The sequence below is a fragment of the Corynebacterium sp. LK10 genome (assembly GCF_008042455.1).
Taxonomy (GTDB): domain Bacteria; phylum Actinomycetota; class Actinomycetes; order Mycobacteriales; family Mycobacteriaceae; genus Corynebacterium; species Corynebacterium jeikeium_D.
Genome location: NZ_NOVT01000018.1, coordinates 39,231 through 52,992 on the forward strand (window position 1 = coordinate 39,231; position 13,762 = coordinate 52,992).

At 60.0% G+C, this 13,762-nt stretch carries 14 protein-coding genes; all 14 read left to right on the forward strand.

Annotated features, from left to right (window positions below; translation table 11 throughout):
- Positions 1 to 256: 256 nt before the first annotated feature.
- The 14 genes from rplU (at position 257) to holA (ending at position 13,757) form a co-directional block, all read left to right on the forward strand.
- Positions 257 to 565 carry a 50S ribosomal protein L21 gene (gene rplU, locus CHU70_RS07480; protein WP_005511541.1) on the forward strand — a complete coding sequence of 103 codons (309 nt, stop codon included), beginning with the start codon at positions 257 to 259 and terminating at the stop codon, positions 563 to 565.
- Positions 566 to 605: 40 nt separating this feature from the next.
- On the forward strand, positions 606 to 863 hold the full coding sequence (gene rpmA, locus CHU70_RS07485; RefSeq protein ID WP_016422312.1) for a 50S ribosomal protein L27: 258 nt from the start codon (positions 606 to 608) through the stop codon (positions 861 to 863).
- Between the two features lie 257 nt (positions 864 to 1,120).
- Positions 1,121 to 2,635, forward strand: coding sequence for a GTPase ObgE (gene obgE / locus CHU70_RS07490; protein WP_101738942.1), 1,515 nt, complete (start codon positions 1,121 to 1,123; stop codon positions 2,633 to 2,635).
- 98 nt (positions 2,636 to 2,733) lie between these two features.
- Positions 2,734 to 4,083: a glutamate 5-kinase gene (proB, locus tag CHU70_RS07495; protein ID WP_088611434.1), complete on the forward strand. Its 1,350-nt coding sequence runs from the start codon at positions 2,734 to 2,736 to the stop codon at positions 4,081 to 4,083.
- Positions 4,084 to 4,257: 174 nt separating this feature from the next.
- Complete coding sequence (locus tag CHU70_RS07500) at positions 4,258 to 4,971, forward strand: class E sortase (RefSeq protein WP_016422315.1); 714 nt, start codon at positions 4,258 to 4,260, stop codon at positions 4,969 to 4,971.
- Positions 4,972 to 5,124: a hypothetical protein gene (locus CHU70_RS11235; RefSeq protein WP_049190848.1), complete on the forward strand. Its 153-nt coding sequence runs from the start codon at positions 4,972 to 4,974 to the stop codon at positions 5,122 to 5,124.
- Between the two features lie 14 nt (positions 5,125 to 5,138).
- On the forward strand, positions 5,139 to 6,482 hold the full coding sequence (locus tag CHU70_RS07505; protein WP_224783791.1) for a glutamate-5-semialdehyde dehydrogenase: 1,344 nt from the start codon (positions 5,139 to 5,141) through the stop codon (positions 6,480 to 6,482).
- Between the two features lie 21 nt (positions 6,483 to 6,503).
- Positions 6,504 to 7,259, forward strand: coding sequence for a nicotinate-nucleotide adenylyltransferase (nadD, locus tag CHU70_RS07510; protein WP_049171017.1), 756 nt, complete (start codon positions 6,504 to 6,506; stop codon positions 7,257 to 7,259).
- Between the two features lie 87 nt (positions 7,260 to 7,346).
- Positions 7,347 to 7,805, forward strand: coding sequence for a ribosome silencing factor (gene rsfS, locus CHU70_RS07515; protein ID WP_005511538.1), 459 nt, complete (start codon positions 7,347 to 7,349; stop codon positions 7,803 to 7,805).
- Between the two features lie 2 nt (positions 7,806 to 7,807).
- Entirely contained in the window at positions 7,808 to 8,515 is a 708-nt protein-coding gene (locus CHU70_RS07520; protein ID WP_069359622.1) for a histidine phosphatase family protein, read from the forward strand.
- A complete protein-coding gene (locus CHU70_RS07525; RefSeq protein WP_070546419.1) occupies positions 8,505 to 9,845 on the forward strand; it encodes a DegV family protein in 1,341 nt (446 codons plus the stop codon). Before CHU70_RS07520 ends, CHU70_RS07525 begins: the two co-directional genes overlap by 11 nt.
- Before the next feature lie 126 nt (positions 9,846 to 9,971).
- Positions 9,972 to 10,742 (forward strand): ComEA family DNA-binding protein, encoded by a 771-nt coding sequence (locus CHU70_RS07530; protein ID WP_242451371.1) that lies wholly within the window; start codon positions 9,972 to 9,974, stop codon positions 10,740 to 10,742.
- On the forward strand, positions 10,726 to 12,702 hold the full coding sequence (locus tag CHU70_RS07535) for a ComEC/Rec2 family competence protein (RefSeq protein WP_147719135.1): 1,977 nt from the start codon (positions 10,726 to 10,728) through the stop codon (positions 12,700 to 12,702). The genes CHU70_RS07530 and CHU70_RS07535 overlap by 17 nt, the downstream gene beginning before the upstream one ends.
- A complete protein-coding gene (gene holA / locus CHU70_RS07540) occupies positions 12,699 to 13,757 on the forward strand; it encodes a DNA polymerase III subunit delta (RefSeq protein ID WP_147719134.1) in 1,059 nt (352 codons plus the stop codon). Before CHU70_RS07535 ends, holA begins: the two co-directional genes overlap by 4 nt.
- Positions 13,758 to 13,762 lie beyond the last annotated feature (5 nt).

The window sequence follows — 13,762 nt, forward strand, 5'->3', positions numbered from 1 at the left end:
GGCAGTTTGTAATTTAGGGGGATTTTTCGCTACTCTTGACCAGTCGCTGATTAGTAGGCGTATCTGGTCATGCCCACTGGTGCTTGAGGCGCTGGTGGTAAGGAAACGGCCAGAGCGGGGAAATCTACTCGGATTTGGCTTTCGGGTATGTCCCTGAAGTGTTCTGCACACGCAACTAATCGCAATTCCATTGTCCAGTCAAGGAATTACAAAGATTCCTTGAGTCGAGTTTCTCAGATAAAGGGGTAGCCCTCCTATGTACGCGATCGTCAAGACCGGCGGCAAGCAGTACAAGGTTGCCGAAGGTGACCTCGTCAAGGTCGAGAAGATCGAGGGTGAGCCGGGTTCGTCCGTGGCTCTCACCCCGGTTCTGCTCGTCGATGGCGCAGATGTCATTGCGGATGCCGACAAGCTTGCCAACGTTACCGTTAACGCAGAGATCGTCGAGGCCGCTAAGGGCCCGAAGATCCGCGGCATGCACTACAAGAACAAGACTGGCTACAAGCGCCGCTACGGCCACCGTCAGCCGCTCACTGTTCTGAAGATTACCGGCGTCTCCAAGTAAACCGCCGAAATTCCAATTAGCTTTTCCCTAGGAGAAAATCATGGCTACTAAGAAGGGTGCATCCAGCACCAGCAACGGCCGCGACTCCGAAGCTAAGCGCCTCGGCGTGAAGCGCTTCGGCGGCCAGCAGGTTAAGGCAGGCGAGATTCTCGTTCGTCAGCGCGGTACCTCGTTCCACCCGGGTGAGAACGTTGGCCGTGGCGGCGACGACACTCTCTTCGCTCTGAAGGCAGGCGCAGTCGAGTTCGGTACCCGCCGTAACCGCCGCATTGTCAGCATCGTTGAGAATAACTCCTAAGAACAACCCTCGGTTGTCCACATAGGATTACTGCAACGTTGAATTTGAGGCAGGTTTAACTGCCTTGCAGAAGAGCCGATTCCTTTCCCACTGCGAAAGGTAATCGGCTCTTTTGTTGTTTATGTACTGTTTCGCGCTTTTAGGTTGCGAGGCAGCGTTTTGTTACCGCCTAGACTTCTGCCCGTCGGCTCGCTTAAATTAGGGCATTACTCCAGGCACTAGATGATGGCTCTCCGCTCGGAAGTGTGTGTGATTTTATGTCTCGTTTTGTAGATCGTGTCGTACTGCATTTGCAGGCCGGCGACGGTGGTCACGGCTGTAACTCGGTGCTGCGTGAAAAGTTCAAGCCACTCGGCGGTCCCGATGGCGGTAACGGCGGCCACGGTGGCGACATTGTGCTGGTCGTCGACCCGCAGATTCACACTCTGATGGACTTCCACTTCCACCCCCATATCAAGGCTGCCAACGGTAAGCCGGGCGCGGGCGATCACCGCAACGGTGCTCGTGGTGAGGACCTGGTTCTCGGAGTGCCGGAGGGCACGGTTGTCATGACCGAGGATGGGGAAGTGCTCGCGGACATGACAGGTAAGGGTGCCCGCTTCATTGCCGCTGAGGGCGGTTACGGTGGCCTGGGCAACGCAGCGCTGGCGAACAAGAACCGCCGTGCGCCGGGCTTCGCTCTCCTCGGTGAGCCGGGTGAGGCCAAGGATCTTGTCTTGGAGCTCAAATCCATGGCAGACGTTGGACTGGTGGGCTTCCCGTCAGCCGGAAAGTCCTCGCTGGTCAGCACCATGAGCGCTGCTAAGCCGAAGATTGGTGACTACCCATTTACCACGCTGCAGCCGAACCTGGGTGTAGTCAACGTTGGCTACGAGTCCTTCACCATCGCAGATGTGCCGGGTCTTATCCCGGGGGCATCTGAAGGCCGAGGTCTTGGGTTGGACTTCCTGCGTCACATTGAGCGCTGCGCTGTGCTGGTTCATGTGGTTGACGCTGCTGCGCTGGAGGGCGACCGCGATCCGGTCTCTGACATCAAGGCGTTGGAGACGGAACTCGCCAACTACCAGTCGGTGCTGAAGGCCGACGTGGGGCTTGGGGATCTCGCAGAGCGTCCGCGCGTCATCGTGCTGAACAAGATTGACCTGCCCGATGCTCGCGAGATGATTGACATGCAGCGCGAGGAGCTGGAGAAGTTCGGCTGGCCGATTTATGAGATCTCTACGGTGACGCACGAGGGACTCAAGGAGCTGACCTACGGCCTGAAGGATCAGATTGCCGCCTACCGCAAGGCGCATCCGTTGCCAACAGAGCAGGAGCCCCGTGCGGTCATCCGTCCGGAAGGTGTGCGCGGCAAGAAGCGCGAAGGCGCGGACTTCACCATCGAGCGCGATCCGAATACCCCAGATGGGTTCATTGTGCGTGGCCGTAAGCCGGAACGCTGGATTAACCAGACGGACTTCGAAAACGACGAGGCAGTCGGCTACTTGGCTGACCGCCTGGCCAAGCTTGGTGTAGAAGATGCCCTGGCAAAGGCTGGGGCAACGGTTGGCTGCCCGGTGACGATTTCCTATCTCACCTTCGAGTGGTACCCGCAGCAGGTCGCGGGCACCGATGACTTCGTGCCGAGTGGCCGTGGTACCGACGATCGTCTCTACGTCAACGAGCGCACTAGCGCTGAGCAGCGTAAGCGTGCATCGCAGGCCCGCCGTGGTCTGATTGACGAGTACGATTTCGGGGATGGCGAAGAGGCTATTCGCGACCGGTACTCATAGTCGCGGGCGCCAGCGTCGTCGGCAAGCGAAGACTTCAAACTTGCATTTTGTCACTGATTGTTTAAACAATTATATAGTCAGAATTACATTAGACCGTCATGTTTTCCATTAGTGAAATGAGTGAGTCAGTTATCCCTTCCGACACCGTTGCCAACGATGTTGACGTCACTGGAGCAGATGCATTAGATGCCCCGGTAGCTACCGCGCCGAAGTCTGAATCGGACGCGCCGATTTCCCGTGAGGAGGTCGACGAGCTGCTTCACGACAATCCCGAATCCACCGTCGCTGAGATTGAAAAGGCGACTGAGAATTTATCTCCGGGAACCAAAGGCGGTTTCGATTCCGAGACTCGTGAGGCAATTCGGACCGCGAAGCGTGTCGTGGTGAAGATTGGTTCTTCCTCGTTGACCGGATCTGACGGTCGTACCGATCCCGAACGCATCGACTTCATTGCCGATGCCCTGGAAAAGCGTATGGGCTTTAGCGATGTCATTGTCGTGTCCTCCGGCGCGGTGGCATCCGGAATGGGGCCGCTGGGGCTGACTTCGCGTCCCACTGATTTGGCGACCAAGCAGGCGGCTGCAGCGGTGGGGCAGGTGCGCCTGGCACAGGAGTGGGGACGCTCCTTCCTGCGCTATGGCCGCACTTCTGCGCAGGTGCTTTTGACCTCGGACGATGCAGGTGTGCGTTCGCGTGCCCGCAACGCTCAGCGCACTATCGACCGCCTGCGCCAGCTGGGTGCAGTGCCAATTGTCAACGAAAATGACACGGTCGCGACCTCGGAGTTCCGCTTCGGCGACAACGACCGCCTGGCCGCCCTGGTCAGTCACCTGGCGTACTGCGATGCACTGATTCTGCTTTCCGACGTCGACGGCCTCTACGACCGCAACCCGGCCGATCCAGGTGCGACCTTTGTGCCAGAGGTGCGCAGCGGTAACGACCTACGTGGTGTTATCGCCGGTGACGGTGGGGCACTGGGCACCGGTGGAATGGCCTCGAAGGTGTCTGCCGCACGCCTGGCTTCGCGTGCTGGGGTGCCGGTGCTGCTGACTTCTGCGTCCAACATTGAGCGAGCACTTGACCAGGCAGACGTGGGAACCGCTTTCGCCGCGAAGGACAACCGCCTGAGCGCCTGGAAGTTCTGGATGCTCTACGCAGCGGATAGCTCGGGCCTGCTTCGCCTGGATGCCGGCGCGGTCGACGCTGTGACCCGCATGCGCAAGTCGCTGCTCCCGGTCGGTATCACCTCGGTTGACGGTGAGTTCTCCGCTGGTGACATCGTCGACCTGATTGGCCCGAGCGGTGAGGTCATCGGACGCGGCGAGGTCAACTATGACTCTGAAGAACTGCTGGGCATGATCGGCTACCACACCGAGGAATTGCCGAATGACATGCAGAAGCCTGTCGTCCATGCCGACTACCTGTCGGATTTCGCCTCCCGCGCTTAGGAGAGCGTTGCGCTGAGAGCTGCAGCGCTTAAAGACGCGCACCTGGGCGCGCCCGGACAGAGGTGCCTCGGCAAAGACCGGCTGAGTGGGGACTAGCTGAGTGCGGACTGGCTGGGGGAGGAGTGCCTGAGCGCGGACTGCCTGGATGAGGAACTTTCGGGCATAATCCTAAGTGTGTTATCGAAAATTATTGGCGTCATCGGCGAGTTGCTCTTGACCGCTGGAGTGATGGTGGCGCTCTTCGCCTTTTATCTGCTGTACTGGTCTGGTCTTGAAACCGGGAAAGCTCAGCAGCAGGCTCGTGATGAGCTGCAGCAGGCATGGTCCGCACCGGCATCGGCCTCAGCTCAGGCGCCAGAAGGCACGGAGCCAGCTGTTGAGGGCTCTTGGGTGCCTGGCTCTGCGGTGGCGATGATTTCCGCTCCAAAGGCCGGTTTTAGCGATTTGGTCGTATTCGAAGGTGTCTCTCAGGAAGTTTTGCGCGGTGGCCCCGGCCATTATCCGAGCACAGCCCTTCCGGGGCAGGTGGGCAACAGTTCTTATGCCGCCCATCGTGACGGCCACGGAGCTCCCTTTGACAACATTGACCGCCTGCAGACGTGCGATGACATCACTGTAGAGACGCGTGATGCTATTTACCGCTACAAGGTATTACCGGTCGACGGTATGGCTGGCGCAGGGGAAAGCTTCGACTGCGTGCCAGAAGGAACTAACGTCCCCGAGATTCCCGGCCAGCACATTGTCACTCCAGACCGCGCCGATGTCCTCAATCCGGTCGGTAACGCGACTCTACTTACGCTGACTACCTGCCATCCGCAGTGGGACAACACTCATCGGCTCATTATTCACGCGGTTCTCGCCGGTGTTGAGACCAAGGAGGTCAACTAGATGTACGCAGCTTTTTGGCGATCCCTGCCGGGTCCGTGGTGGGTGAAAGCGACCATCACCATCGTGATTGCCGTCATCGTGTTCCTGCTGTTGATGAATTACATCTTTCCTTGGGTTGCTGAGCTAATTCCCTCAAATGATGTCTCACTCTAGTTATGCTGGTAGGCATGACTGCTCAAACGAACGAAACTGCTAACACCAATCAACAGGGCATTGCCGAGGATTCGGCTCTTAGTCCGGAGCGTGCTGCTGAGCGCGCCGAGGTTTTAGATAAGGCACAGCGTGCCAAGGCTGTCGCGGGAGAGCTGGCTCGCTTTACGTCGGCACGCAAGAACGAGCTCCTGCTGGCCGCAGCAGATGCGCTGGTCGCCCGTACTGAAGAGATTCTGGTAGCCAACGCCAAGGACATCGAGGCCGGTAAGGCCCGTGGTTTTAGTGACTCCCTGCTGGATCGCCTGCGTCTTGACGCCGATCGTGTTGAGGGTATTGCCGGTGGGCTGCGCCAGGTTGCGGCCCTGCCGGATCCGGTAGGCGAGGTGCTGCGGGGCAGCACTCTTCCCAACGGCATTAAGCTTTCCCAGGTCAGCGTTCCGCTGGGCGTGATGGGCATGGTCTACGAGGCTCGCCCGAACGTTACTGTCGATGCCTTTGGTCTGGCGCTGAAGTCGGGCAACGTGGCCTTGCTGCGTGGCTCCAAGTCCGCCGTCCACTCCAACACGCAGCTGGTCGCGGTTTTGCGTGAGGTGCTGGCCAACCACGATGCACCGGAGGACCTTGTTCAGCTGCTGCCGTGTGAGACCCACGATTCCGTGCAAGATCTCATAACTGCCCGCGGCCTGGTTGACGTAGTGATTCCGCGCGGCGGTGCCGGTCTGATTGAGGCCGTCGTGACGAAGGCAACGGTGCCGACCATTGAGACCGGTACCGGTAACTGCCACATCTACATCGATGCTTCCGCCGATATCGACGAAGCGATTGCGCTGATGATTAACGGCAAGACCCGCCGTCCGAGCGTCTGTAACGCCACTGAAACGGTTCTCATTGACTCGGCGCTGTCCGCGCAGGATCAGGTCCGCATTTTGGACGCGCTTGCCGACGCTGGCGTTGCGGTCCACGGCGATGTCGATAATCTGGCGGCCTCTGGGTGGACCGGTGAGGTCATTCCTGCGACGGCGGAAGACTGGTCGGATGAGTACCTCTCGCTAGACATTGCAGCGCGCATCGTCGACGGTGTGGTGGCCGCGACGGATCACATCACTGAGTACTCCTCGGGCCACACGGAAGCTATCTCTGCACGTGACTGGGGCGTGTGCCAGGAGTTCGTCGACCGTGTTGATGCTGCTGCCGTCAGCGTCAATGCCTCCACTGCATTCACCGATGGTGAGCAGTACGGTTTCGGCGCAGAGATTGGTATTTCCACTCAGAAACTGCACGCCCGTGGGCCCATGGGGCTGCCGGAGCTGACCAGCAGCAAGTGGGTTCTGGCTGGTCGTGGACAGACTCGTCCGTAGTGCCCAGGTAAAGTGCCAGTCATGATTAAGCGCAAGAAAAGTGTGCGGTCGCGAGTACACGCCGCGTTGACAGCGAAGTCGGCGGAAGCGCCCCGGCAGCGCATTGGCGTAATGGGTGGCACTTTTGACCCCATTCACAATGGTCACCTGGTTGCCGCCAGCGAGGTGGCAGACCGTTTTGACCTCGACTTTGTGCTTTTCGTGCCCACGGGTGAACCGTGGCAAAAGCGCGGCCGGAAGGTCTCTCACAGCGAAGACCGCTACCTGATGACGGTCATTGCCACTGCGTCGAACCCGCAGTTTTCGGTCTCGCGGGTTGATATTGATCGGCCGGGTGCGACCTATACCGTCGATACGCTGCGGGATTTGAAGGTCATCTATCCCAACGCGGATCTGTTCTTCATTACCGGTGCCGATGCGCTGCAGAAGATTATGACGTGGCGGGACTGGGAGGAGATGTTCGACGCAGCAACGTTCGTCGGTGTCACTCGTCCAGGGGTTCACCTGCGGGCAGAGGACCTGGAAGGAATCGACGCTTCACGGTTGCACCTCATCGAGATTCCCGCCATGGCTATTTCTTCTACCGATTGTCGAAAGCGTGCGGAGGCAGGACGCCCTGTTTGGTACTTGGTGCCGGATGGCGTGGTGCAGTACATCGCTAAGCGGGGTCTGTACCAGTCTGCTGAGGGCACGGTTGGTTCTGTGGGCCCCGCATCGGTGAACTCGACCTCCGAGGATGCGGCATCGGTGGATGCGAAGTCCGATACCGCGGACTGAAAGTTAGCAAAATCCCGCTGAGACGGTAAGTTACAAGTACAAACGCTGTTTTTCACGACTTTTAATCACAAGGAGCTGAAGTCTTTCGTGACTGCACAACCACGCGCCATTGAGCTGGCGACCGCCGCGGCGAAGGCCGCCGATAGCAAAAAGGGTGAGGACGTCGTTGTTCTCGATGTCTCTGGCCCGGTGGTGATTACGGACGCATTCGTCCTGGTCAGTGCTGACAATGAGCGTCTGGTTGCCGCAATCGTCGACGAAATTGAGGACGATCTGCGTGACCTCGGCGCAAAGCCGGTTCGCCGCGAAGGTGTCCGTGAGGGACGTTGGGCGCTGCTGGATTACGGCGACATTGTCGTGCATGTCTTCCGCAGTGAAGAACGCGACTTCTACGGCCTGGATCGACTGTGGCGCGATTGCCCGCGCATCGAGGTCGAGGGCATCGAGCAGCCGAGCAACGAGGACGGCGAAGATTCCGCCCGCAATGCTCGTTCTATCGACGAGATTCCGCTGGCTGCCGAAAACCCGGACACGGACGAGTTTTAATTGTGGCGGGCTCACGCGAGGCACATGTTGCCGCTCGACGTCGCCTGATTATGCTGCGGCACGGGCAGACCTCGTATAACGCTACCGGCCGCATTCAGGGACAGCTGGACACGCAGCTTTCCGACGTTGGTCGCGAGCAAGCCCGTACTGCGGCGCAGTACCTGGCGGAGGCTGAACCGCGAATCACAAAAATCGTGTCCTCTGACCTGACCCGGGCAGCCGACACCGCCCGCGCGCTAGCCGAGGCCACCGGTGCAGAGTTGAGTTTTGATAAGCGCCTGCGTGAGACCAACCTCGGTGAATGGCAAGAGCGCACCTACGACGAGATTGACTCCGCGTTTCCCGGTATGCGTGACCACTGGCGCCATAATCTCAACTGGGCACCCAAGGGCGGCGAGACCCGCTTTGAGGTCTCCAACCGAATGCTGGCGGTCATTGCTGAGCTAGCGGCCAACCCCGATTGGGAGTCGGATACCTTTGTGCTCGTGTCCCACGGTGGTGCCATTGCTGCCGCTACCGCAGCCCTGCTGCAGATGCCGCGCGACTACTTCAGCACGTTCAACGGCCTGGGCAACACTGCGTGGGTCGAAATGGAGCAGCGCACGCGCGTCAATGGTGAGACCTCCTGGTACCTGAATGCTTTTAACGCGAAGGTCCGCGAGCGGGAGTCGCAGGTTTCTGATTCTTCAGGAGGCCGCCATGCCCGGTGACGGTCGCGTTCGCATTGTTGTTGATGACACCGCGTGCTTGATGCCCGAGGTTGCCCGCAAGCTCGACATCACCGTGGTTCCCATCGGCCATGACATCAATGAAGACGCCGTCACCACGTCGGCAGTCAGTCCACTGAAGCTGTGCGCCGCATATGCGCGTGCGCTGGAACGCTCCAACAAGGATGGTTCTGACGCTGGCGTTGTCGCCCTGCATCTTGGCAAGGGAATGTCCGCTACCTGGTCTAACGCTGTCACCGCTGCTGGTGCGCTGGACCGTGTGACCGTCATCGATACCGACACCGTCGGAGCTGGAGTCGGTGCCGCTGCCATCGCGGCGGCCAAGGCTGCGAGGGCCGGGGCCAGTCGTGATGAGGTTGCCGATGTAGCGCGTGATGTGCTGCAGCGCTATCGACTCTGGTTGTTTGTACCAAAGCTTGATTCGCTACGTCGTGGCGGTCGCATCTCCGCGGGCCAAGCGATGCTTTCTACGGCTCTCGCTATCAAGCCCATCGTCGGCATCAAAGATGGCTCACTAGCGCTGGTCGCCAAGTGTCGGACAGAGGCGAAGGTCAAGCAGCGCATGGTGGATTTTGCCACGAAGATGGTGCGGTCCGCGTCATCGGCGAACCGTCCGCCTGCGGTATTGCTGCATCATTCCGATGCGCTTGACGACGTTCACGAGCTCCAGGCCATGCTTGCCGAAGAGCTACCCGACGATACCCGGTTTAGAATCCTGGATTTGCCGGAGTCTCTTACCGCTCATGTCGGGCAGGGAGCCTATGCAGTTGGCATGGTCTCCGGTGGCTCGATTGATTCGAATGCCATGGATTTTGAAACAGAGATGGGCGTGACAGCGCTGCTCCACAGTGTGGAGGAGAGTGACGCGCCTGCTGTTGATGCTGTGGCTGCAGACGCGGTAGACGACGATTCCGGGAACATAGACAATTCCGGTGACTCTGCTGACACGGACGGTTCGGCTGAAAACGCTGGCACCACAGACCCAGGTGAGCCGATCACCGATCAGGCTGCGGTGAAGGTAGTTGAGAATCCGGCTGCCAGTCGCAACCGCAATAAACGAATCCATCGCACAGTAGTGACTAATGAACAGGGAATTCCGCTTTTCACCACGGCGGTTTCTAAATTGCCAACGTGGAGTGAGAATCGCCAAGCAGCTCTGGATAAAGCTGAGCGTCTGGCGAAGGCTATCTCTGATTTGGCGCTGCGCGATAAGTCCGATCCCGAGGGAGCTGTATTTGGCACCGATGGGGAGAAATCGCGGGAGTCGTCGTCAAGCGACAAGCGTGATGATGACGGCGACGAGAAGAAGTAGCGGCTGAACTGCGAAGATGATCTGGCCTGTGGATAACCTCCACAGGTCATTTTTTATCCACAGATGACGCCTTGATGAGTGCTTTCGTCAAGGTGGGGTGTGGTGCGGGGCGCTAGGGTGCGCATCGTGACGAATTTGCGGAATCGGCTGGCGGACTATCTGGAACCGATTGATCAAGACAAGCGCATGGCGGTGGACTTTTCCACGCGCCGGGCGGTGGTGACGCCGCGGGTGGCGATGGCTGCGTGCCTTGTGATTGCGGTGTTGGCTGTTGGAGCAATCGCTGCGGTGGTGTGGCCGTCGACGCCGCAGGTGGAGATGCCTGCGGTGCAGGACGCGGCTGTCGCGGGGACGACACCGGAGACGACCGAAACCCCAGCGGAGGCGCCTGGCGGTCCGGGGCAGGAGACTAACGCTCAGGCACAGGTGGGGCCGTTGATTGTGTCGGTGGTGGGGTTGGTTGTGAATCCTGGCGTGGTGGAGGTGCCAGTGGGTGCGCGGGTGGTGGAGGCAATTGAGCGTGCGGGTGGGCTTTTGCCGGAGGCTAATCCTGCCAGCGTGAACCTGGCGGCACCGTTGGTAGATGGTCAACAGATTGTGGTCGGGACAGAGGCGCTGCCAGCAGGGACGGCGGAGGGCGGTTCCGATGTTTCTGGCGGTTCTGGCGCCGGTGCTGCAGGCGGGGCTGACCCGGGTGGCTCTGACGGAAAGATCAACATCAACACCGCCACTGCTACGCAGCTGGAGGAATTGCCCGGAATTGGACCCGCAACAGCGACCAAAATCATTGACTTTCGTGAAAAGAACGGGCCTTTTGCGAGTATCGACGCACTTGAGGAGGTACCGGGAATCGGCCCGGCGAAGGTAGAGGCTCTGCGCGATGCCACCACCGTCTGACCTGCGCGCTCGTGCTGGGCTCGATGTGCGGCTAGTGCCAGCAGCGGTGTTGGCGTGGGCGACTGCGGTGGCGGTGATCATGCGCCCAGAATGGGCGATAGTTGTGGTACCGAGCTCAATCGCGACTGCGGTGGCGTTGCCGTGGGCGTGGCAGCGTTGGTCGTGGCGATGGGGCAGAGGTGCGGTGACCTCCGGCTGGCGAGCAATCGCCACTATCGTGGTGCCAGCTGTGGCGGTGGCCAGCGTTGCGGTGGCCACGCGAATCCGCATAGCGCAAGCCCGAGCCCATGAGCTCTATGAGGACATTGGTGGGATGGCGAAAGTGCAATTGCGCCTCGTCACCGAGCCGAAAGCAACCGAGTTTGGGGCCAGTGCGAAGGCCCGCATCGAAGGTCTTCCGGGGCAGGTGACGGCTTTCGGCGACGAGTCACTGTTGGCTATCACGAGAGACACCGTAATTGAATCCACAGCCGGTATACGTGTGGCCAGCAAGCCCTGCATTAGTGGTATCCAGCTGAATCTGCGCGGTGATGTTGAGGTCATCGCGCCACCACAGGGGCTGGCAGCTGACGTGAGGCAGCAGCTCTTTGACTCGGCGCAGAATCTCCCCGTTGGTCCCGACCGCCTGATTCCCGCCATGGCCATCGGCGATGAGCGCGGCTTTAGCCTCACCGATGGCGATGTGATGACTGCTTCTGGGCTTTCACATCTATCAGCGGTCTCTGGAGCGAACGTTGCGCTTGTTGTCGGGGCTGTTGTAGCCGTGTTTTCGTGGGCTGGACCGCGGGTGCGCGTCGCAGTCGCCGCGCTTGCCCTGTATGGCTTTGTGGCAATTGTGGGTACAGAACCGTCAGTGCTACGCGCGGTGGTCACCGGCTGCATTGGGCTGTTGGCGATTCTTGTAGGACGAGCTGGCCAGGCCATCGCGGCGCTGTCGGCTGGCATTATTGGGTTGATTCTCCTGGCTCCAGACCTATCGGTATCAGTGGGCTTCGCCCTCTCGGTCGCAGCCACCGCCGGGTTAGTCCTTCTTGCCGAGCCCCTTGCCAGACGCCTGTCCGCCACCACCGTTATGGGTACCTGGCCCGCCCCAGTAGTCCGCGCCGTCGCCGTATCGATTGCCGCACACGTGGTCACCATGCCCGTATTGGCGCTTCTCATCGGCGAAATTAGTCACGTCTCACTGCTCGCCAATCTCCTCGCCGCGCCCGCCGTCGCACCGGTTACTATCGCTGGTTCGCTCGCTGCCGTTGCCGCCGCACTGCATCTCAATTGGCTGGTCAGTGCGCTGCTCTGGTGCGCCGCGCCGTGCGCATGGTGGATTCATCAGGTCGCACGCCTCGCTGCGGGAATCGTCGCGCCCGCCACTGGGACGGTCACGTTGGTCATCTCCTGCACGCTTACACTTACATGCTTGACGACGCTCTGGGCGTGGCCCCGTGCAGCGCTCCGCGCTGGTGGCTTTGCAGTTGTCCTGGCCGCCTGTAGCTACGCCGTTATTTGGGTGTTCGGCCTCGACATTGCGCGTGCCCCACAGGGGTGGAAGCTTGCCGCCTGTGCTGAGAAAAACCAGATTGTTCTCATTCACGCGGGTACTGCCGGAGAACCCGCCAACCATGTTGCATCGGTTGGTTACCCTGCACCGACCCCGCTCAGCCGGCAGTGCCGAATTGCGCTCGGACTCACCGAGCAAATGACGTGGCATACCCAGGTACTGGATACTGCCGCAGATAACACCACGACAGAAACCGTGGTGGTGGAATCCCCGTCGTATATCGCTGAAGCCGTGAGCGGCCAACCGCTCCAATCGCACCGCTCACCCCAGTGGTTTATCGCCCGCGAGTGTGGTCCGCGCGTGCGAGAAACCGTAATGACACCCGAGCACATTCCTGTGGTGTGCCCACAGCGAGATGGGCCGCAAGCTCTCTATTCGAATGGCGAAGTCTGGCGAGGAAGGTGAAATCCGGGCTGTCCCGTAGGCTAGAAACAACAGTCGCAGGAATCAACGCGGAAAAGAGGTCGGGATTGAGCGCCGTCGCACCCGTGAATTTGATTGTGGGCAAAGAGGAACTGCTGAAAGACCGCGCCCGCCTCGCCATTGTCGCTGCCGTCCGCGCGCAGGCAGCAACGGAGTCCGATCCGGGCGGACGCTCGGTGCCTGTGACCACCATCCGTGCAGGGGACATGACCACTGTTGACGCGGTGGAGCTCTTCAGCCCCTCATTGTTTGGGGATGACCGGATCGTGGTTGTTACCGACTGCCAAGACGCCGGCAAAGAGCCTGCCAAGCTGTTGATGGATTCGGTTAAGGATCCCGCGCCGGGCATCACGTTGATTCTCCTTCACAGCGGTGAGGGGCGTCAGAAAAAGATGGTCGCTGGCCTGCGTAAGTTGGGGGTCCGCTTTTTCGAAGCTCAACCGCTTAAGCGAAACGACTTGCCCGGTTTTGTTGGCGAAGAATTCGCCTCACACGGGGTTAAGGTGCGTCGCGACGTCATCGATACCGTCCTGGATGCGGTCGGTTCAGACCTCCGCGAACTAGCCACCGCTATTTCCCAGCTCTGTGCAGACACCGCGGGCAAGGTCACCTCGGAAGCAGTGCGCACCTACTACGGTGCTTCGGCGGAGGTCTCGGGCTTTGAGATTGCCGAGCTCGCACTGCGCGGTCGGGGTGGGGAAGCGTTGGCGAAGATGCGCCGTGCTTTGCAGCTGGGAATGGCACCGGCACTGCTGTCGGCTGCAATCACGGGAATGGTCGGTGATGTAGCTCGGCTCCACGGCGCACGTGGCGTTAATGCTCGCAGGGATGCCCACCGCTATGGCATGCCGCCGTGGAAGTTGGAGAAAACTCAGCGGTTGGCTTCGGCCTGGTCAACTCCGGCGGTCGCTCGCGCTGTGGTTGTTGCGGCACAGCTGGATGCGGACACCAAGGGAGCCTCATCGACGCCGGAACTATCGCTGGAACAGTCGGTGCTTCGTATCGCGGAGCTGGCCCATTCGTCCCATAGGCGTTAAGCCTT

Bases quoted from the DNA above. Each gene is read 5' to 3' on its own strand.
- rplU (WP_005511541.1), top strand. From the start codon at position 257: ATGTACGCGATCGTCAAGACCGGCGGCAAGCAGTACAAGGTTGCCGAA.
- obgE (WP_101738942.1), top strand. From the start codon at position 1,121: ATGTCTCGTTTTGTAGATCGTGTCGTACTGCATTTGCAGGCCGGCGAC.
- CHU70_RS07535 (WP_147719135.1), top strand. From the start codon at position 10,726: ATGCCACCACCGTCTGACCTGCGCGCTCGTGCTGGGCTCGATGTGCGG.
- CHU70_RS07505 (WP_224783791.1), top strand. From the start codon at position 5,139: ATGACTGCTCAAACGAACGAAACTGCTAACACCAATCAACAGGGCATT.
- CHU70_RS11235 (WP_049190848.1), top strand. From the start codon at position 4,972: ATGTACGCAGCTTTTTGGCGATCCCTGCCGGGTCCGTGGTGGGTGAAA.
- rpmA (WP_016422312.1), top strand. From the start codon at position 606: ATGGCTACTAAGAAGGGTGCATCCAGCACCAGCAACGGCCGCGACTCC.
- nadD (WP_049171017.1), top strand. From the start codon at position 6,504: ATGATTAAGCGCAAGAAAAGTGTGCGGTCGCGAGTACACGCCGCGTTG.
- CHU70_RS07525 (WP_070546419.1), top strand. From the start codon at position 8,505: ATGCCCGGTGACGGTCGCGTTCGCATTGTTGTTGATGACACCGCGTGC.
- proB (WP_088611434.1), top strand. From the start codon at position 2,734: ATGTTTTCCATTAGTGAAATGAGTGAGTCAGTTATCCCTTCCGACACC.